This is a genomic window from Streptomyces sp. bgisy159 (assembly GCF_057707805.1).
Genome location: NZ_JBYIQX010000052.1, coordinates 25,523 through 45,030 on the forward strand (window position 1 = coordinate 25,523; position 19,508 = coordinate 45,030).

A 19,508-nucleotide genomic window follows, 5' to 3' on the forward strand; every position below is an offset into this window, starting at 1 on the left:
GAGGCATCACACCATCGGGGTGAAGAAGAAGGTGTCCCGCTCGGTGAAGCGGCCGTCGTCGTCGAGCGTGAAGAAGTCCGCGAACCGCAGGCCCACCTCGCGGCCGTCCTTGACCGTGCCGTTGAACGTGCCGTTGACGGCCACCCTGTTGCCCTCCGCCACCAGGGTGGTGACGGAGTGCCGGCCGTCGACGATGACGCGTTCGCCGCGGTAGAAGGCGGCCAGCGCCTCCCTGCCGACCAGCGGCTCGTACCCGGGCCGCCGGTAGACGGCCGTGGGCGTGAACAGTTCGACCAGTCCGGTGAAGTCCTTGGCGTCCACCAGGCTGTAGTAGGTGCGCACGGCTTCCTCGGGGGTGACGGCGGCGGGCGCGGGCCGGGCGGACGCCGCCCGCTGGAGCGCGTCCGAGACGATGGCCATGACTGCCTCCCTGTTGGTGTCGTCGTGGTGAAAGAAGTGGCCGCCGGGCAGGACCGAGATCGTCGCCGGCAGCCGGGTGAGGTCGCGCCAGGGGCCGAGGGAGTCGACCGGGGTGCCGGCGTCGGCGTCGCCGCCGAGGACGACGAGCGGCACCGACAGCGGGGCCTCGTCGCCGTGGACGTACGTCTCGCACGCCCGGAAGTCCGCGCGCAGGGCGGGGACGACCAGCTCCAGCAGGTCCTGGCTGGTGAGCACGCTGCTCGGGGTGCCGGCCAGCGCGCCGAGATGGGCCATGAGGGCCTCGTCGGACAGCAGGTGGAGCGGCTGGTCCCGCACGACCGGCAGGCTCGGGGCTGGCGCACCGGAGGCGATCAGCACGGCCGGCGGGCGGCCCGCCGCCTCCAGCAGGCGGGTGACCTCGTAGCCGAGCCACGCGCCCATGCTGTGGCCGAAGACGGCGTACGGCAGGCCGGCCGCCCGCCGGGCCAGCGGCTCGGCCAACCGGGCGGCGAGGCGGCGCATGTCCCCTTCCGGGGGCTCGGCCACTCTGCTCTCCCGCCCCGGCAGGTGGACGGGTACGACCTCCACCTCCGGCCCGAGAGCCTCCTGCCAGCCGCGGTACGCGGAGGCGCCGGCGCCCCCGTGCGGCAGGCAGAACATCCTGACGCGGGGATCGGTGACCCGGCGGCGGCCCGGGAACCAGGCGGCGTCGTTCATGTCAGGTCAGCTTCTTCCGTGAGCCTGGCGGACGCCTCGTCCTCGCTCATCGCCAGCAGCTCCAGCAGCAGTTCGGCGGCCGGTTCGGCGGCGTCCGGGCCACCGAGTTCCGTGGTGAGCCGGGTCGCGAGACGGCCGATGGTGGGGGCGTGGAACACCACGGCGGCCGTCAGCGGCAGGTCGAACATCTCCTGCAGCGAGCCAGCCAGGGCGACCGCCGACAGCGAGTGGCCGCCGAGGGCGAAGAAGTCGTCGTCACGGCCGAGTTCCGGCACCGCGGTGTCCAGCATGTCGCTCCACAGGACGGCCAGCAGCCGCTCGAGCGCCGTCACCGGCTCCTCATCGGCGCAGCCCCGAGGGCCGGCCGGGACCGGCAGCCGGGCCCGGTCCACCTTCCCGTTGGGGGTCAGGGGCAGCGCATCGAGCAGGACGAACGCCGACGGCACCAGATGGGCCGGCAGCTGTGCGGCCACGTGCGCCCGCAGCTCGGCGGGGTCCACGGCGCCGCCCGGGACGGGCACCGCGTACGCCACCAGCCGGCGCTCGCCGGGGGAGTCCTCGCGGGCCACGACGACGCCCGAGACCACCTCGGGATGGCCCACCAGCACGGCCGTGACCTCGGCGGGTTCGATGCGGTAGCCCCGGATCTTCACCTGGTCGTCGTTCCTGCCGAGGTACTCCAGGGTGCCGTCCCTGCGGTAGCGGCCGCGGTCCCCCGTCCGGTAGAGACGGCCACCGGGCCGCGTCCCGTACGGATCTGGCACAAAGGCCGCCGCCGTCAGCGCCGGCCGGCCCAGATAGCCGCGGGCCAGCTGGTCACCGCCGATGTACAGCTCGCCGGTGACACCCGGCGGGACGGGCAGACCGGCCGCGTCGAGGACGTAGATCTGCGTGTTCCACGTCGGCCGGCCGAGCGGCGGTGCCTCGCTGCCGCGCAGCGGTTCGCTGATGGTGACGCAGACCGTGGCCTCCGTCGGGCCGTAGGCGTTGATCATCGTGCGTCCGGCGGACCACCGCCCGGCCAGCTCGCCCGGGCAGGCCTCCCCGGCGACGACAAGGGTGCAGCCCGGGGGCAGCGCGTCGTCGGGGTCCAGCACAGTCAGCACCGCGGGCGGCAGGACGGCATGGGTGATGCGCCGGCGGTGCAGCAGCTCGCGCAGCGGCGGCCCGGGCACGCGCTCCTCGTCCAGCGGCAGCACCAGCGCGGCGCCGGCGTACAGAGCCATCACGAGGTCCCCGACCGACGCGTCAAACGCGGGGGAGGCGAACTGCAGCACCCGGCTCTCCGGGGTCAGCGCGAACCTCTCCGCGTGGCTGCCGGCGAAATTGTCCAGGCCGGTGTGGGACACGAGGACGCCCTTGGGGCGGCCCGTCGAGCCGGAGGTGTGGATGAGGTAGGCGGGGTGGGCGGTCAGCAGCGGCGTGGTGCGCTCGGCGTCCGTCACATCGGCCGCGGAGAGCCCCGCCAGCTCCGCGCGGATCTCCGGCGCGTCCAGCACCAGGGCCGGGCAGCCGGGGGGCGCGGCGGGATGCGCGGAACCGAGGGACAGCACGGCGGCGGGCCGGGAGTCGGCCAGCACGGTGCGCAGGCGTTCCTGCGGATGCGCCAGGTCCAGCGGCTGGTAGGCGGCACCCGCCTTGACCGTGGCGAGGAACGCGACGACGTAGTCGGTGGTCCGCGGCAGCGCCCCGGCGACGATGTCCTCGGGTCCGATGCCCCGTGCGATCAGCAGCCGGGCCAGCCGGCTAGCCGCGGCGTTCAGCTCCTCGTAGGTGAGCCGGTTCTCGCCGCACTCGACAGCGGTCGCGGCGCCGAAGCGGGTGGCGGCGTCCTCGAAGGCCTGGGGCAGGGTTCGGTTCGCCACTTCACGCGCGCTGTCGTTCCACTCGCGCAGCACCTGGTGCGTGAGCACCGGTCCGAGCAGGTCGAGCGTGTCGGCGGGGGCGTCGGGACCGGCCAGGGCCGAGTGCAGCAGCTGCCGGTACCGCTCACTGAGCGCGATGACCGACGCCGCGTCGTACAGGGAGGGCGTGTACTCGACGAGGAGGTCGAAGCTGTCCCCCTCGTCGATGGCCGCCACCAGGAGTTCGTACTGCGAGTGCCCGTTGTCGACCTGCTCCACGTTCCGGACGGCCAGACCGCCGGGGCGTCCGCCCGCGCGGACGGGGGTGCGCATGCCGAACAGCACCTGGAACAGCGGGCTGTGGCTGAGCGAGCGGTCCGGCTTGAATTCGTCGACGACCGTGTCGAACGGCAGCCGCTGGTGGTCGACGGCGTCGAACACGGTGGTGCGGGCCTGGCGGACCAGCGTGCGGAACGAGTCCCCGGCGCCGATCCGGCCGCGCAGCGCCACCGTGTTCACGAAGAACCCGATGAGCGGCTGGTACCGGCTGTGGGTCCGGCCGGACACGGTGGAGCCGACGACGACGTCCCGCTGACCGGAGAGCCGGGCCAGGAGCAGCTGGAACGCCGCGAGCAGGACCGTGAAGGGCGTGGTGCGCTCCGCCCGCGCAAACTCCCGCACCTTCTGCGACAGTCCGGCGTCTAGGCGCAGCATGTGCTCGGCGCTGGCGTACGACTGCTCGGGTCCGCGCGGCCGATCGGTGGGCGGGCCGACGAGCGGCGGGGCGTCGGCAAGCTGACGGCGCCAGTACTCGGCCAGTACGCCGCGTCCGGGCCCGGTCAGCAGCGCCTCCTGCTCCTCGCAGTACTGGTCGTAGGTCGCCGGCAAGGCGGCCAGTTCGGGCTGCCGTCCCTGGGCCGTCGCCGCGTAGCAGGCGTCCAGCTCGTCGAGCAGCAGGTCCAGCGAGACCGCGTCGAAGACGATGTGGTGGACCACCAGCAGCAGATGGTGCGTCGTGTCGGCGGTGCGCAGCAGCCGCGCGCGCAGGAGCGGGCCCCGCGCCAGGTCGAAGCCCGCGGCGACGTCCTTGGCGCAGGACCGCCGCAGTTCCGCGGCGCGCTCCGCGAGCGGCACCGTCCGCAGGTCCTCGACGACGAAGGGCACGTCCACCTGGTCCTCGACGAGGCGCACCGGCCGCCGGTCGCGCTCGGGGAACCTCGTGCGCAGGCTGTCGTGGCGGGCCACGACGGTCTCCAGCGCCGTGCGCAGCGCGTCCGTGTCGAGCGCCCCCTCCAGTTCGACGCGCCAGGCGAGGGAGTTGAGGGGCCGTCCCTGCGCCATCCGGTCGAGGAACCACAGGCTGCGCTGGGCCACCGACGGCTCGCTGCCGGCGGCCTCGTGCCTGGCCTCACTGATCACAGTTCTTCCTCTCCTGCCATGGCGAATTCCGCCTCCAGTTCGTCGATCTCCTGCTGGCTGAGCCCGCCGAGCGTCAGGTCCGACGGGGTCGTTCCGCCGCTGCCGGGCCGGGCCGCGTGCCGGGCCAGCCCGGCCAGGGCGCGCTCCCACAGGCCGGCGAGCGCGGCGACGTCCGGCTCGGTGAACCGGCCCGCGGGCCAGGAGAAGCCAGCCGTCAGCCGGGGACCCTCCGGCCCGTCCTCGGTGATCGCCACGATGTCCAGCGGGTGGGGCACCGGTGTGCCATCCGGGACACCACCGCCGACCAGCGGCTCGCCAGGTACGGCCGCCCAGTCCCGCACGGTCACCTCGGCGCCGGTGGCGGCGAACCGGCCGAGGTAGTTGAAGCCGATCAGCGGTGCGGGGGCTGCGGACAGGGCGGGGGCGGTGGCCGGGTTGAGCCACCGCAGCAGTCCGTGGCCGATACCCCGGTCCGGCACCTGGGCCAGTTGTTCCTTGACCCGCTTCAGCGCGGTGCCCGCGGCGGGGCCGCCCTTGAGGGCGTCGTCCGTGTCGATGCCGGTGACATCGAGCGCCACCGGGTAGAGGGTGGTGAACCAGCCGACGGTCCGGGACAGGTCCAGGCCGCCGAGGGACTCCTCCCGGCCGTGGCCCTCCAGGTCGACGAGGACCCGGCCGGACGCCGCGTGCCCGTGACCGGCCCGCCAGGCGGTGACCGCCAGGGCGAGCCCAAACAGCAGCACCTGTTCGGGGCCGGTGCGGAAGGCCTCGGGCACGGGCCCCAGCAGCTGCGCCGTGAGGCCGGCCGGCAGCGTCCGCTCCAGGGTGACGACCTCGTCGGCGGTGCGCCCCGGCACGCTCTTTGCCTGCTCCGCGCCGGCGTCACCGGCCTGCCCCACCCGCTGCCAGTACCCGGCCTCGGCCTCCCGAGCGGGGTCGATCGCCGTCCGGTGCAGCAGCCGCGCCCAGCGGCGGAAGGAGACCGGGACCGGATCGAGCCGGGGCCGTTCGCCCCGGGCCACCGCCTGCCAGGCCTGCGCCAGATCGTCCCCGATGATGCGCCAGGACACGCCATCGACCGCCAAGTGGTGGACGAGGAGCAGCAGTTGTCCCGGCGCGTCGGGACCGGCGTCCCACCATACGGCGTCGACCATGCGGCCCGCCTCGGGGACCAGCCGGGCGGCGGCCTCCGCTTCGTGGCGGTCCCGCAGACTGGCTCCCGCCGCCGCCCCGGCCGGGTCCGCCTCGACGCGGGTCAGCACGTCCTCGGCCGACCGGGAGCCCGGTGCGGGCACCTCCAGCAGCTCCTCGCCCTGCTCGGTCGTGACCAGCGCGGCGCGCAGCATGTCGTGCCGGTCCAGCAACGCCTGCAGAACCTCGGCGAGCTGACGATCCGTCATCCCGAGCGGGGTGCTCACCAGCAGGGACTGGTGGAAGCCCGCGGTCGGGCCACCCTGGCCGCGCCACCAGCACATGATCGGCGTCAGCGGGACCGTGCCGCTGCCGTCGTCCTCCGCGGCCCCGCCCTCGTCGGCACCGGTGACCGCCGCCACCTGGGCCAGGGCGCGGGGGGTCCGGTGCTCGAAGACCTGCCGCGGAGTGAGCTGGAGACCGACCCGCCGGGCCCTGCCGACCAGGTGGATCGAGCCGATGCTGTCGCCGCCCAGGGCGAAGAAGTCGTCCAGCGGTCCGACTCCGTCCAAGCCCAGCAGGTCGGCGTAGAGCGCGCACAGCACGGCCTCCCGGTCCGTCGCCGGCCGCTCGGCGGCGTCCTGGCGCGGTGCCGCCGGCGCGGGCAGGGCAGCACGGTCGACCTTGCCGCTGACCGTGGTGGGAAACCGGTCGAGCACCACGATGTCAGCGGGGACCATGTACGCTGGAAGCGCCGCCGCGGCCAGCTCCCGCAGCTCCTCCGGGCCGGGGAGCGCGTCGCCGGCGCCGGTGACGTAGGCGGTCAGTCGCTGCTCCCCCGGCCGGTCCGTGCGGACCGTCACCACCACGCGCGCCGCGGCCGGATGCCCGGCCAGTACGGCCTCGATCTCGCCGAGTTCGATCCGCAGACCGCGGATCTTCACCTGGTGGTCGGCCCGGCCGAGGAACATCAGCGCCCCGTCGCCGCGCACCCGTGCCAGGTCCCCGGTGCGGTACATCCGGGACCCCGGCGGCCCCCAGGGATCGGGGACGAACCGCTGGGCGGTCAGTCCCGGCCGGCCGAGGTAGCCGAGGGCGAGCTGGTCGCCGGAGAGGCACAGTTCACCGGGGCTGCCCGGCGGCATGGGCTGGAAACCGTCGTCGAGGACGCGCGCCGCCGTGTTCCACACCGGCCGGCCGATGGGGATGTCGGCGCCGGACCCGCCCGCCGGGCAGGGCCAGGCGGTCACGTCGACGGAGGCCTCGGTGGGGCCGTACAGATTGTGCAGCTCCACATGGGGCAGCACCGCGTGGAACCGGTCGGCCAGCGCTGCGGGAAGGGCCTCCCCGCTGCACAGCACCCGCCCCAAGCTCCGGCAGCCGGCGGCCGTCGGTTCCTGGAGGAAGACATCGAGCATGGACGGCACGAAGTGCAGCGTGGTGACGCCCTCACGCCGGACCAGCTCCGCGAGGTAGGCGGGATCGCGGTGGCCGTCGGGCCGGGCCACCACCAGGGTCGCCCCCTCCAGCAGCGGCCAGAAGAACTCCCACACCGACACGTCGAAGGACGACGGGGTCTTCTGCAGCACCCGGTCGGCCGCGGTCAGCGGATAGGCGGACTGCATCCAGCGCAGCCGGTTGAGGATGCCCCGCTGCGGCACCAGCACGCCCTTGGGGCGCCCGGTCGAGCCCGAGGTGTACAGCACGTAGGCGGGGTCCAGCGGATGCCGGGGCGCGCGCAGCTCATCGTCGAGCAGCGGGCCGGCCGGCAGCGCGGCGAGCCGCTGTTCCAACGCGGGGTCGTCCATGGCCACCCAGGGCAGCGTGTCCGGCCGGGGGCAGGGCGACCGGCTGGTGGTCAGCAGGCAGACCGGCGCGGCCTCCTCCAGCATGAACCGCAGCCGGTCCGCCGGGTGGTCGCGGTCCAGCGGCAGGTAGGCGGCACCGCTGCGGGCGATCGCGCCGAGGACGACGATCAGCTCCAGGGACCGCGGCACGTCCACGGCGACCACCCGGCCGGGACCAGCGCCCTGCGCGATCAGCAGCCGGGCGAGCCGGGACGCCCGGGCGTCGAGTTCCCGGTACGTCAGCTCCGCGCCCTCGAACCGGACGGCCACCGCGTCGGGCGTCCGCGCGGCCCGGTCGGCCAGTGCCGTGCCGAGGGCGTCGTCGTTGATGCGGACCGTCTCACCGGTGCCCCCCGCGAGCACCTCGCGCAGCTCGTCCTCCGGCAGCGGCGGCAGGTCCGCCAGCGGCAGGTCCGGCTGGGCGGCCAGGTAGCCGAGCAGCCGGACGAAGCGCGCGGCGAGCCGCTCGATCGAGTCGGGGGCGAACAGGTCGGTGCGGTAGCCGAAGAGCGCCTCCAGCCCGTCCTCGCGCTCGGTGAGCCCGAGGCTGAGGTCGAACTTGGCGTAGGGGGCGGGCAGCGGGTACTCCCGCCAGTCGGTGCTGGCCGCGGCCGACGCGGGTTCCCGGGCCGGGGTGACGTCCAGGTAGGCCTGGAACAGCGGGTTGTGCGCGGCGGTGCGGTCAGGGCACAGCGCGGCGGTCACCTGGTCGAACGGGACGTCCTGGTGGTCGTAGGCCTCAGCCATGGTCTGCCGGGCCGCCCGGACCAGACCGCGGAAGGTCAGGGTGGAGTCCACCCGGCCCCTGGCGACCACGGTGTTGACGAACAGGCCGACCATGTCCCGCGTCTCGGGCCGCGAACGGCCCGCGACCGGCACCCCGACGCAGATGTCCCGCTGCCCCGAGTGCCGCGCCAGCAGCACCTGATAGGCAGCGAGCACGGCCGTGAACAGGGTCGCCCCTTCCTCCCGGCACAGCACGCGCAGCGCGGCGGTGGCCGCCGGGCCGACGACGGTGGCGGTCTCCGCCCCCTCGAAGCGCGTGCGGACGGCGGGCCGTGGCCGGTCGGTGGGCAGCTCCAGCAGGGCCGGCGCGTCCGCGAGGCGCTCCTTCCAGTAGGCGAGGCGGTCCTGGACCTCGCTCTCCGGCCCAGGCTCGCGTGTCCAAGCGGCCCAGTCCCCGAAGCGGGCGGTGAGCGGCGGCAGGTCCTCCCGGCCGCCGGCCGCCCGTGCGGTGTACACCTCGGCCAGTTCACGGAGCAGGATCTGGACGGACGCCCCGTCGCAGACGATGTGATGGACGGTGAGCAGCAGGATGTGGTCGTGCGGGCCGAGCCGGAACAGCACGGGGCGCAGCAGCGGGCCCGCCTCGAGGTCGAAGGGCTCGCGCAGGGCCGCCACGATCGCCTCGTCGGGCCGTGCCGGATCGGCGTCCCGGACCGGCAGCGCCACCGGCCCCGGCGCGGAGAACCGCTGGCGCAACCGGCCGTCGACGGTGCCGAACGTCGTCCGCAGCGCCTCGTGCCGGGCAACCAGCGCGGTCAGGCACTCCGCGAGCAGCCCGACGTCCAGGTTCCCGGGCATTCGCAGCGCCGACCCGAGGTTGTAGGCGGCGGCCTCGTCCCCCAGGTACTGGTCGAGGAACCACAGGGACTCCTGGGCGTGGGTCGCCGAGGCCGTGCCAGGATCGGGGCGGCGAGGCAGGGCGGGGCGCGGGGTCGGCGCGGGCCCGGTCCGCTCGCCCCGCAACTTCGCCAGCAGGGCGAGTTTGGCCGGCGACAGTGATCCCTGCGCACGGTCGGTGAGAGCCATGGGCTGTCCGTCCTATGCGGTCGCGGATATGTCGGTGAACAGGCGGAGCAGGGCCTCGGGCGCGGCGACGAACGCGTAGTGGTCGCCGTCGAGGACGACCTGCTCGGTGTCGCCGCAGGCCGTCCAGCCGCCCATCAGGCGCGGCTCGATCCCGGTGTCACGGCTCCAGCCGACGGAGGTAATGGGGCACGGCAGCCGGCGCGGCTCGGGCACGTGGTAGCGCTTGTTGACCTCCACGTCGTGCCGCAGCACGCCCAGGGCCAGGTCGATAAGCCCCGGATGCGGCTCGCCTCCCATGCCGACCAGCAGGTCGCGCAGCTCCTCGGCCAGTTCGGCGTCGGTCATCTCCAGGAACCGCCCGTACGGGCCGTCCTGCGGGGCGACCTCGGAGGAGACGACGAGCCGGGCGGGCGGCGGGGCACCGCGCTCGGTCAGCCGCAGCGCTGTCTCGTACGCGGCGAGCGCGGAACTGCAGTGGCCGAACAGGGCGTAGGGCCGGTCCAGGTACAGCAGCAGCTCCGAGGCCAGGGCGTCCGCCATGGCCTCGTAGCTGTCGAAGGGCTCCTCCCGCATGCGGTTCTCCCGGCCGGGCAGCTGCACCGGGCAGAAGTTGACGCCCTCATGCAGCACCGGCCACTGCCGGTACATGCTGGCGCCGCACCCCGAGTAGGGGAGCAGGAAGACCCGCGCCCGGGCCTCGGGCAGCGGCTCACGCAGAAAGAGTCGGCTACGCCGTGTGGTGGTCGATGTCATGGGTCAGTCCTCTGGTGGGCTCTGGAGACGGACGGGTCAGTACGCGACGGGGGCCCGCTTGAGCCGGTTCCGCGCCGTGATCGGCAGGCTTTCCCAGCCGTTGATGATGTTGGAGTGCAGCCGCCTGCCTGGGCCCGCCGGCGCGAACTCGGTGAAGCGGCTGAAGAGTTCGGCCATCACGACCCGCAGCGAAACCCGGGCCACGGTGTGCCCCACGCAGTAGTGCGGTCCGATGCCGAACGCGATGTGCTTGTTGGGCCGACGCCGGATGTCGAAGGTGAACGGGTCGGGGAAGACCTCCTCGTCCCGGTTGGCCGAACCGAGCCACACCACGACCGGGTCGCCCGCGCCGATGCGCTGGCCGCGGAGTTCGACGTCGCGGGTGGCGTACCGCATGAAGTGGTTGGTGGGCGACGACCAGCGCAGCGCCTCCTCGACGCCGGTGGCGAGCGCGGAGGAATCGCCCGCCCAGTCGTCGAGGGTGGGGGTGCCCATCAGCTCGTCGAGCGCGGTGACCGGCACCTGGGCCATGGTTACGCTGGCGCCGAGCAGCAGGCTGTAGCAGTTCGCGACGATCTCGCCGAGCGTCAGCCGCCGCCCGTCCAGCTCCATCCGCAGCAGTAGGCTGACGAGGTCGTCGCCGGGCGCCTTCTGACGGCCCTTCACCAGGTCCTGAAAGTAGGCGAACAGTTCGCGGTGGGCTGCCTTGAGGACGGCCTGCGTGCCTCCGGGGCGGGCGAAGCGGGGGTCGTCGGGGGCGATCGCGGCGGCGGTGAGTTCGATGAGCCGGGCTCGGTCCGCGTGCGGCAGGTCCATCAGGGTGCCGATGACCGCCATCGGCATCCTGGTCATGCGCTCGGCCAGGTCGTAGGGGCCGCCGTCGCCGAGCGGGGTGATCAGGGGGAGGACCGCGGCGCGGATCTGCTCCCGCTTCGCCTCAACCTGCTTGATCGCGAGGGCCCTCTGCAGCGGCTCCCGGAGGTCGGCATGACGGGGCGGGTCGGTCGCGGCCATCTGCCGGCCGCCCGCCGGGTCGTCGCGGCCCAGGAGCACCAGCAGCGTGCCGCGCTCGGAGGTGAACGTCGCGTGGTCGCGCAGGACGTGGTCGACGTCGGCGTACTTGGTGATGGACCAGTACGGCTGGCCGTCGGCCGCCGTCCGGCGACTCACCGGCGCGTGGGCCCGCAGCTGGGCCCAGGTCGTGTGCGGGTCACCGGAGCTGTACAGGCCGGGATCGGTCAGGTCGCCGAGGTTGTGCGCCACGGGGCAGCGCGCCGCCGACGGGGTGATGTCCAGCATGGTGGGTGGTCCTGTCCTTGGGTGAGGCCGGGCGAAGGCGGGGCGGCCGGACGGCCGCGCACGGCCGGGCGTCGGCTTGGTTCAGCCGTCGGTGGGGGCGGCGGCCTCGATCGCGGTGGCGAGTTCGGCGATCGTCGGGCGCAGGTAGAGCGTGCGCGCGGGGATGTCGACGCCGAACTGCTCGTGCAGGGCGGACAGCAGCTCCGCCGCCATCAGGGAGTGGCCGCCAAGGTCGAAGAAGTCGTCCTCCACCCCGACGGGTTCGATGCCGAGGGCCTGTCCCCACAGGTCGGCGAGCCGCTGCTCCAGTTCGGTGGTGGGCGCCACGTACTCGTTCCAGACGGTGCGGGGCTGCCGGCTCACCGCGGGCAGGGCCCTGCGGTCCACCTTGCCGTTGCGGTTCAGCTCCAGGTGCGGGCGGACCAGGACCGCCCAGGGGACCATGTAGGCCGGGAGGCGGGCGGCGAGCCGGTCCCGCAGCAGCGTGCCGAGGGCGGCCGGGTCGGTGGTGCTGGCTGCGGACTCCGCCGGGACGACGTAGGCGATGAGCCGCTGGCCCGTTCCGCCGTCGTCCTGCGCGGCGACCGCGGCGACCGAGACCTCGGGGCAGCCGGTCAGCGCTTCCTCGACCGCGCCGAGTTCGACGCGGTAGCCCCGCACCTTGACCTGCCGGTCCGCCCGGCCCAGGTACTCCACGGTGCCGTCGGCCCGGCGCCTGGCCAGGTCGCCAGTCCGGTACATCCGCTCCCCGGGGCGCCGCGGCGACGGGTGCGGGAGGAAGCGGGCGGCGGTCGCGGCCGGCCGGTTCAGATAGCCCCGGGCCAGTCCCTCGCCCGCGGTGTACAGCTCGCCCGCCACCCCCGGCGGCACCGGGTCGAGCCCGGCGTCCAGGATGGCCACGGACGTGCCGCTGACGGGGGCTCCGATCGGCACGGACGCGCCCGGCGGCGGGGTGTCGCTCGTCCAGCAGGTGGTGTACGTGGTGTTCTCCGTCGGGCCGTACCCGTTGGTGTAGACCACACCCGGGTGGGCCTCGAAGAGCTGCCGCACATGCGGGGCGGAGGCGACGTCCCCGCCGGTCAGGACATGGCGCACGCCGGTGAAGACGTCGATCCGGGACGCGATCGTCGCGTGCAGCAGACCGGTCGGCAGCAGCAGGACGCTGACCTGCTCGTCCCGTACGGTTGTGGCCAGCTGCTCCATCTCGATGCGCCCGGCGGGCAGCACCGCCAGCCGACAGCCGTTCACCAGGGCACCGAAGATCTCGAACGTGGCGGCGTCGAAGGAGACCGGGGACAGGTGGAGGAAGACGTCGTCGGGCCGGATGTCCACCCAGTCCGTGCCGCGCACCAGCCGGGACACGGCACGATGCGGTACGCCGACGCCCTTGGGCTCGCCGGTCGAGCCGGAGGTGTAGCAGAGGTAGGCGAGGTGGTCCGGCGTCAGCCCGGTGGGCGGCACGAAGGCCTCGGCCTCGACCGTGTGGTCGGCGGGGTCCAGGACGGCGATGCCCTCAGGCACGAGTCCGGCCAGGCCGGGCGGGGCGACGGCGACCCGCACCCCCGCGTCCTCGGTCAGGGCGGCCAGCCGCGGCGCGGGATCATCGGGGCTGAGCGCCAGGTACGCCGCGCCGGACTTCAGCACCGCCAGCAGCGTGACGATCAGGTCGAGGGAGCGCTCCATCAGCACGGCGACGACGCTCTCGGGGCCGACGCCCTGCGCCTGGAGGGCAGCCGCCAGCGCCCGGGCGCGCCGGTCCAGCTCCTCGCGGCTGAGGCTCTGCCCGGCGTGGCTGACCGCCGGCTCGCGCGGCCCGCGGGCGGCCTGCTCGGCGATCAGCTCGTTCAGCCGGACGGCCTGCTCCGGGGCCTGGGCCGAGCCCCAGAAACCGTCCGTGTTCGTATCGGGCGAGGTCAGCCGGAGCTGGGCGAGGGGGGTCCCGAGCGCGGCCCGCCCGGCGCTCAGGACGGCTCGTACGACGTGCTCGAACAGCTCCGTCTCACCCGGCTCCCACTCCTGGCCGTGCCCGCCGGACACCTCGACGGTGCCGTCCGCCGCGAGCCGGACCAGCGGACGGTTCTCCGCCCGCCCCTCGGGGTCGGCGGGCACACCGCTGAACCAAACGGTAGGCTCCGGCGACTCGCCGCCCGTCCGCGCCTGGTCCCCCAGGTCGACCAGCGCCTTCCCGGCCTGCGTCACCAGCCCGGCGAATGTCTCCGACGCGTCCGCCTCGAACTCGGCACAGCCCTCGCGTGTCTCCGGCCCCTCTGTCACCAGGCAGCCGACGGTGATCCGCTCTTGGAGGGTACGGCGGTACAGGGCGGCCACGACCGCCGCGAGGGTCTCCTCGATGCTCGTGTTCACGCCCCGGCCGTCCTGACACTCAGCGGACGCATGTCCGTCCAGACTCGGTCGATGTGCGCCAGGCATTCCTCCTCGGTGCCCTCCGTGCCTTCGGCGCGCCAGCCCGCAGGAATCTCCCGGGCGGCCGGCCAGATCGAATACTGCTCCTCGTGGTTCAGCACCACGAGATAGCGCACCGAGTTGTTCTCCGTCTGCGATATGGACACAGGGGTCTCCCCTTGGTGATTCATTGCGTTGACTGTTCTTCTGGGTTTTCCCGGGGCTCACAGCCCCTGCGAAGCGCTGCCTTCCTGGCCGTCCGCGGCCACTTCCACCAGGACCCAGGACGGCGAGAGGTGATGCTCCGTCACCTCCGAGCACAGGCTCTGAGCGGTCTCCAGCGCCGCCTGCTGGGTGAGGCTGCGCAGGAACATCGTCACCAACAGAAGCCCGTTCGCCGGATGCACATGGACGTACTGGAGTTCATCGCCGTAACGATCCGACTGGCGAAAGAGGTGCCCGATGTCGGTCGGTTTTCCCGGCGGTGGAAGAAAGAATGCAACAGCGATCCGCATGGCCTCGCGCTCGCGTGAGAGGGTGGGTGACAAAGAATTACGGCGTCATTCCGCTGTGCATACCTCCACCCGGTTGTCGTGATAGACGGCTCCGCCCCCCATGTCGGCGTCCCGCTCGGCCACCGTGGCGTTGACGCCCGGCGCGCCGCCCATGAGCCTCGACCAGTGGCCCTTGGTGGTCCTGGCGACCCCGGGGCGGACGGACCGCCCCACCCGCAGTTCCGCGGTGAAGGCGCCCCGGTTGTTGAAGACACGGACCTCCTGCCCCTCGGTCAGCCCACGGGCCGCCGCGTCGTCCGGATGGAGTTCGACCGTGGGGCCGCCGGCCCGGCGGATCAGCGACTCCTTGTTGGCGAAGGTCGTGTTGAGGAAGAAGTGCGACGCGGACGAGATGAGCACCAGCGGGAACCGGCGCGCCAGCTCCTCGTCGGCGGCCTCCCGCGGAGGGGTGTAGCCGCACAGCGGGTCGTGTCCATCCGCCGCCGCCGTGGCCGACACGAACTCCAGCTTTCCGGACGGGGTGGGGAAGCCCTCCGCGAACGGCAAGAAGGGGCTCGGGTAGTTCAGCCGGGCCCAGCCCTCGCGGCGCAGCCGGTCCAGGTCGATCCCGTCCAGCGACGGGTGCCCGCTGGACAGCAGCTCCCGGGCCAGTTCCTCGTCCGACGCGTACAGGCATGGGTCCTTCAGGCCGAGCCGGGCCGCCAGTCGGCGGAACGTCTCGGTGGTGGACAGGCAGGCGCCGGGCGGTTCGACGGCGGGCTCGTTCCAGGCGATGTACAGGTGGCCGTACCCGTCGTGCAGGTCGGCGTGCTCCGGCTGCATCGTGGCGGGCAGCACGATGTCCGCGTAGTCCACCGTGTCCGTGTGGAAGTGGTCCATGACCACGGTGAACAGGTCCTCGCGCAGCAGGCCGGCGCGCACGGCGCCCTGCCCGCCCACGGCGGCGGCCGGGTTCGCCCCGTACACGAACAGCGCCTTGACGGGCGGATCGTCGACGGTGGTGAGCGCCTCGCCGAGACGGGTCATCGACAGGCTGCGCACCGGATGGGGCAGCAGATCGTCGCGGTAGAGGGCCTCCCGGTCGCCGCCGAAGTAGCCGTCCGTCGAGTACGCGATACCGCCCCCCGGGTACTTCCAGTCGCCGGTCACCCCGGGCAGTGCGGCGAGGGTGCGCAGGGCCATGCCCCCGCCGGCGTGCCGCTGGATCCCCTGCGCGGCCTTCATCCCGGTGGGCCGGGTCACGGCCAGCCGCTCCCCCAGCCGCACCACGCTCTCCATCGGCAACCCGCAGATCCGCGCCGTGCGTTCCGGCGTGAACTCCTCGATCCGGGTGCGGAACTCGGGCCAGCCCAGGGTGTGCTTCGCCAGATACGCACGGTCCTCGGCGCCGAGGGAGACCACCACGTGGAGCAGTCCGAGGGCGAGCGCGGCGTCCGTGCCCGGACGGAGCGGCACGTGCTCGTCGGCGAGTCGTGCCGTACGGGTCAGGACGGGATCGATGGCCACCACATGGGCCCCCGACCGCTGGGCCTCCGCCACCACCTTCCACAGGTGGTGGCTCGTGGTGAGGGTGTTGGTGCCCCACAGCAGGATCAGCCGCGAGTGACGCAGGTCCTCCGGATCCATGCCGCGGCTGGTGCCCAGCGTGTACTCCGTGCCGACCAGTCCCGCGATGGAGCAGATGGTCATGTCGTGGCGGGAGGCGCCCAGCGTGTTCCACAGCCGGCTGCCCGCCCGCCCCTGGAGCCCCTGGACGTACCCCAGGTTCCCGGTCCCCTGGTAGGGCCAGATCGCTTCGCCGCCGTACCGGTCGATCACCTCCGACAGGCGTCGGGCGATCTCGTCGAGGGCGTCGTCCCAGCTGATGCGGACGAACCTGCCCTCGCCCTTGCGGCCGGTCCGGCGCAGGGGGTGGAGCAGGCGGTCAGGCGCCCGGGTGTGCTCCAGGTACTGGTTGACCTTCACGCACAGAGCGCCGCGTGTGTACGGGTGGTCAGGGGTGCCACGCAGCCCGACGGCCGTTCCGTTCTCGACCTGGACCTGCCAGGAGCATCCGTCGGGGCAGTCCAGTGGGCAGGCTCCGGGCACGATCTTCAGGCCGGACCTTGTGCTCGCGGGCGCGCCTGACATGGGAACTCCCCTCGTCCGGTTCATGGTTGCCGCTCCGTGCTCAGCAGCGACAGGAACTCGTCGGCCAGGGTCGTGGTCCCGACGCGGGAGCAGGGCCCGGTGAGCAGCACCCGCTCGTCGCCGGTGATCTGCACCTTCACCGACCCACCCGGCATGACCACAGTGACCCTGTCGTCGATGAGTCCCAGCCTCCGGGCGGCGCAGGCGGCGGCGCAGGCCCCGCTGCCGGAGGCCAGGGTGTATCCGGCGGCCCGCTCCCAAATCTCGATCCGGATGGTGCGCCGGTCCTCGACGGTGAGGAACTCGATGTTCGGCCGTGCCGGGAAGTGGGAGTGGCCGACGAGCGCGGGACCGAGGCGCGCGGCCAAGCTGACGTCGGCGTCGTCGACCGGTACGACGACATGCGGCACGCCGTTGTACACGGCCGTGATGTTCAGCCTGACTCCCGGGGCGAGGTCCACTGGTACGTCGATCAACTCGGCGCCGCCGGGCTGCCCGGGGTCGTGGTGCGTACAGGTGCCCAGGTCGATGGTGCCGACGCCGTCCGGACGGCCGCCGAGGCGCACGTGCACGCTCCCGCCGGACGTCCTGAGCGTGATCTCGTCCCGCTCGGTGTGGCCGTACTCGCGTAGGTACCGGGCGAAGACGCGGAGGCCGTTCGCGCTACGCGCGCACTCCGAGCCGTCCGAGTTGAAGACCCGCACGTCGAACACGTCGTCCCCGTCGGCCTGGGCGGGGAGCGGGCCGTATAGCACTCCGTCCGCGCCGATTCCGGTGTGCCGGTCGCACAGCAGCCGGGTCGCGTCCGCGCCGGGGGCGGGCGCCGCCTGTGCGGGGTCGGCGATCAGGTAGTCGTTGCCCAGGGCGTGGTACTTGACGACGGTGCTCATCCCTGGCTGACGGCCTCGGTCTCGAAGTCCTCGCCGTACCAGCGCTCGCTCCAGCGCGAGAAGGACACGACGGTGATGTCCCGGTACCCCTCGTCCTCGACCGGCACGATGTCTGTCACGTAGTGCCACAGCTGGCGGTCGTCGAAGGCGACGGCCTGGCCCTCCTGGACCGTCGTGGTGAAGATCGGCGTCTCCTTGTCCTCCGCGTTGCGCAGCGTGAGTTCCGCACCGGTAATGCCGGCCCTGCGGTAGACGGAGATCACCACGAACTCGTGGCCGTCCTGGTGGACGCCTTCGGGAACGACGACACCCTGCAGATCCTTGTTGGTGATGACCCGGTACTGGTGGACGTTGATCTGCCAGACGTCGTCCTCGGGCAGCGGGATCTGGGCACACGCCTCCCGGATGTGCTCGGTGAAGTCGACCTCGATCGGCTTGTAGTGGCGGCGGATCCCTCCCGCGATGGGGTTGAACTTGGAGTAGGTGACGTACGGGCGGTGCGGGAGCAGCTCGAAGTCCCAGGCACCGTCCTTGTGCACCAGCTTGTACTGGGAGAAGCGCCGCCAGCGGTTGCCGTTGCCGATGTACTCGTCGAAGCCCAGGTCGTCGAAGCTCTCCAGGATGTCGCTGCCCGTCTCGGGAAGGGAGAACACACGGAAGCCCTGCTCGTTGAGAGCCATGGGTGATGCCTTTCTGGTGGGAAGGCCGGTGAATGAGTCGCAAGCCGGTCTGACACCGGCACATGGGCGGGGTGGGGCGCGGGCTCAGGCGGCCGCCGACTGCCTCTCGCAGTGCTCAAGAACCCGGTCGAGGTACCGCTGCGAGCTGTTCAGGCGCACGCAGGTGCCTAGGGCGATCTCGCGCCCGGCGTCCGGATCGCGCTCGACGACCGGACCGATGACGTTCTTGTACCAGCCGGCCGCGTGGCGGGCGTCTACTCCGATGTGCACGTCGTGGTAGATCTTGCCCTCCGCCGGAAGCCCCAGCCGGTCCCACGCCGTAACCAGCTGACGGAACCTGCGGGGCGCCAGGAATTCGGTGACGCCGTAGTACCCGATGGCTCGCTGGTAATTCCGACGGGACAAGGCAATAGCGGCTGATATGTTGCCGCACTCCTTGGCTTCCAGCAGAAGATTCCGGTCGATGTAGTCCTGGTCCACATCAATGGAGGCGAGGCACTGGGAGAACAGCGTCGTGTGTACCTCTACGAAGTCGCCATTGCCCATCTCGTCCCAGTAATTCGCCGCGATCTCCATCTTCTCGGCACCCTTGGTGCCCACCTGCATGACGGCCAGGATGTCGTCGAAACGGGGATCCAGAGACGTCTCCTGAGCCAGCAGGAAGCGGATGTCCTCGGTGGTCGCCGACTTGGCCAGATGGCGGGAGTACATGGGGTGCGAACTCGCCGGGTGCTCCTGGATGAGGGCCTTGAGCCAGCGGACGTACTCCTTGCCCCCGGTGGGGTAGCCCTTCAGCCACGCCTCCGGGACCTGCCGGAACTCGTTCTCCAGCATGGCGTTCTCGAGGATGCTCGTGACGTCCCTGATGACCGGCTGCGTGTCCTGGTCCGGGCTGCTCGCCGCGGTCTGGCTGAACTCGTACGCGTAGACGTCCGTGAGCACGTCGTGCAGATGCTCGTGGCTCCGGGGGTCCCCGTCACGGAACGCCCGGTGCGCGAGTTCCCGGCATTCCTGGGTCAACTCGGCCCGTTCGCTGTAGTTCTCGGTCAGCCCTTGCCATATCGCGCTGGAAGGAGATTTCACCGCCTCCCTGAATATCTGCAGCAAGGGCAGGGCCATGCGCCGGAAATTCGACATGCCACCATCCTTTCGACCATCTTCCCTGTGAGCCTCCGGGTTCTCGACCCATTGGCAAACTGCGGTACGTAGAAAGGATTGAGCACGCCCAGGGCAACTGTCAGCCGCTGCGCCTGGCAGGGTGTTGCCACGTCAATACCCTGCCACGAGAGGGGGCAGGTGGGTCACGTTCGCTGGGGCGGCGAATCCCCTTGTTCAGGCGGCCCTCGGACTGTTGGACGACATCCGCCGCTGGAGCTCCCGCCCGAATGCACTCCGTCGCTGACGGCGTCGGCCTGAGCGATCTGCGAGGAGAGTTGTGCGGGGATGGTGGATAACCCCTTGCTGGAGGAGCGCTGGGACTGCTCGGTCAGTCTCAACGCCACTGCCATCGGCACCACGCCAAAGGGCTGCCTCCCACAGCCCCGTCACCTCCATCGACCCCGACGCCGGATGGTAGGTCCGCCCCACCCGCCACCAAGACCTCCCTCACCCTGGACGACCTGATCCCATGAACCGCCCCGTGTCAGGT

12 protein-coding genes are annotated in these 19,508 nt (G+C 72.4%); all 12 read right to left on the reverse strand.

Annotated elements, in window-relative coordinates:
• Window positions 1-6: 6 nt before the first annotated feature.
• The 12 genes from AC3ET3_RS31900 to AC3ET3_RS31955 all read right to left on the reverse strand — a co-directional run bounded on the left by AC3ET3_RS31900 (window position 7) and on the right by AC3ET3_RS31955 (window position 18,997).
• Complete coding sequence (locus tag AC3ET3_RS31900) at window positions 7-1,137, reverse strand: thioesterase domain-containing protein (protein ID WP_435613373.1); 1,131 nt, start codon at window positions 1,135-1,137, stop codon at window positions 7-9.
• Complete coding sequence (locus tag AC3ET3_RS31905) at window positions 1,134-4,400, reverse strand: non-ribosomal peptide synthetase (protein WP_435613374.1); 3,267 nt, start codon at window positions 4,398-4,400, stop codon at window positions 1,134-1,136. The genes AC3ET3_RS31900 and AC3ET3_RS31905 overlap by 4 nt, the downstream gene beginning before the upstream one ends.
• Window positions 4,397-9,190, reverse strand: coding sequence for an amino acid adenylation domain-containing protein (locus AC3ET3_RS31910; protein ID WP_435613375.1), 4,794 nt, complete (start codon window positions 9,188-9,190; stop codon window positions 4,397-4,399). The genes AC3ET3_RS31905 and AC3ET3_RS31910 overlap by 4 nt, the downstream gene beginning before the upstream one ends.
• Window positions 9,191-9,202: 12 nt before the next feature.
• On the reverse strand, window positions 9,203-9,943 hold the full coding sequence (locus tag AC3ET3_RS31915; protein ID WP_435613376.1) for a thioesterase II family protein: 741 nt from the start codon (window positions 9,941-9,943) through the stop codon (window positions 9,203-9,205).
• A 36-nt stretch (window positions 9,944-9,979) separates the two neighbouring features.
• Window positions 9,980-11,242: a cytochrome P450 gene (locus tag AC3ET3_RS31920; protein WP_435613377.1), complete on the reverse strand. Its 1,263-nt coding sequence runs from the start codon at window positions 11,240-11,242 to the stop codon at window positions 9,980-9,982.
• An 81-nt stretch (window positions 11,243-11,323) separates the two neighbouring features.
• Entirely contained in the window at window positions 11,324-13,606 is a 2,283-nt protein-coding gene (locus tag AC3ET3_RS31925) for an amino acid adenylation domain-containing protein (RefSeq protein WP_435613378.1), read from the reverse strand.
• The gene (locus tag AC3ET3_RS31930) at window positions 13,603-13,836 is read right to left on the reverse strand and encodes an MbtH family protein (protein ID WP_435613379.1); all 234 of its coding nucleotides are present in this window, start codon (window positions 13,834-13,836) and stop codon (window positions 13,603-13,605) included. The genes AC3ET3_RS31925 and AC3ET3_RS31930 overlap by 4 nt, the downstream gene beginning before the upstream one ends.
• A 33-nt stretch (window positions 13,837-13,869) precedes the next feature.
• Window positions 13,870-14,160 (reverse strand): hypothetical protein, encoded by a 291-nt coding sequence (locus AC3ET3_RS31935; RefSeq protein ID WP_435613380.1) that lies wholly within the window; start codon window positions 14,158-14,160, stop codon window positions 13,870-13,872.
• 45 nt (window positions 14,161-14,205) lie between these two features.
• Entirely contained in the window at window positions 14,206-16,290 is a 2,085-nt protein-coding gene (locus AC3ET3_RS31940; protein ID WP_435613381.1) for a molybdopterin-containing oxidoreductase family protein, read from the reverse strand.
• Between the two features lie 20 nt (window positions 16,291-16,310).
• Window positions 16,311-17,180 (reverse strand): diaminopimelate epimerase, encoded by an 870-nt coding sequence (dapF, locus tag AC3ET3_RS31945; protein WP_435613382.1) that lies wholly within the window; start codon window positions 17,178-17,180, stop codon window positions 16,311-16,313.
• Entirely contained in the window at window positions 17,177-17,860 is a 684-nt protein-coding gene (locus tag AC3ET3_RS31950) for a 2OG-Fe dioxygenase family protein (RefSeq protein WP_435613383.1), read from the reverse strand. Before AC3ET3_RS31950 ends, dapF begins: the two co-directional genes overlap by 4 nt.
• Window positions 17,861-17,944: 84 nt before the next feature.
• Complete coding sequence (locus AC3ET3_RS31955; protein WP_435613384.1) at window positions 17,945-18,997, reverse strand: iron-containing redox enzyme family protein; 1,053 nt, start codon at window positions 18,995-18,997, stop codon at window positions 17,945-17,947.
• Window positions 18,998-19,508 lie beyond the last annotated feature (511 nt).

Coding starts and splice junctions, on each gene's coding strand:
- AC3ET3_RS31900 (WP_435613373.1), bottom strand. CDS start 1,137: ATGAACGACGCCGCCTGGTTCCCGGGCCGCCGCCGGGTCACCGATCCC.
- AC3ET3_RS31910 (WP_435613375.1), bottom strand. CDS start 9,190: ATGGCTCTCACCGACCGTGCGCAGGGATCACTGTCGCCGGCCAAACTC.
- AC3ET3_RS31915 (WP_435613376.1), bottom strand. CDS start 9,943: ATGACATCGACCACCACACGGCGTAGCCGACTCTTTCTGCGTGAGCCG.
- AC3ET3_RS31920 (WP_435613377.1), bottom strand. CDS start 11,242: ATGCTGGACATCACCCCGTCGGCGGCGCGCTGCCCCGTGGCGCACAAC.
- AC3ET3_RS31930 (WP_435613379.1), bottom strand. CDS start 13,836: ATGAATCACCAAGGGGAGACCCCTGTGTCCATATCGCAGACGGAGAAC.
- AC3ET3_RS31935 (WP_435613380.1), bottom strand. CDS start 14,160: ATGCGGATCGCTGTTGCATTCTTTCTTCCACCGCCGGGAAAACCGACC.
- AC3ET3_RS31940 (WP_435613381.1), bottom strand. CDS start 16,290: ATGTCAGGCGCGCCCGCGAGCACAAGGTCCGGCCTGAAGATCGTGCCC.
- dapF (WP_435613382.1), bottom strand. CDS start 17,180: ATGAGCACCGTCGTCAAGTACCACGCCCTGGGCAACGACTACCTGATC.
- AC3ET3_RS31950 (WP_435613383.1), bottom strand. CDS start 17,860: ATGGCTCTCAACGAGCAGGGCTTCCGTGTGTTCTCCCTTCCCGAGACG.
- AC3ET3_RS31955 (WP_435613384.1), bottom strand. CDS start 18,997: ATGTCGAATTTCCGGCGCATGGCCCTGCCCTTGCTGCAGATATTCAGG.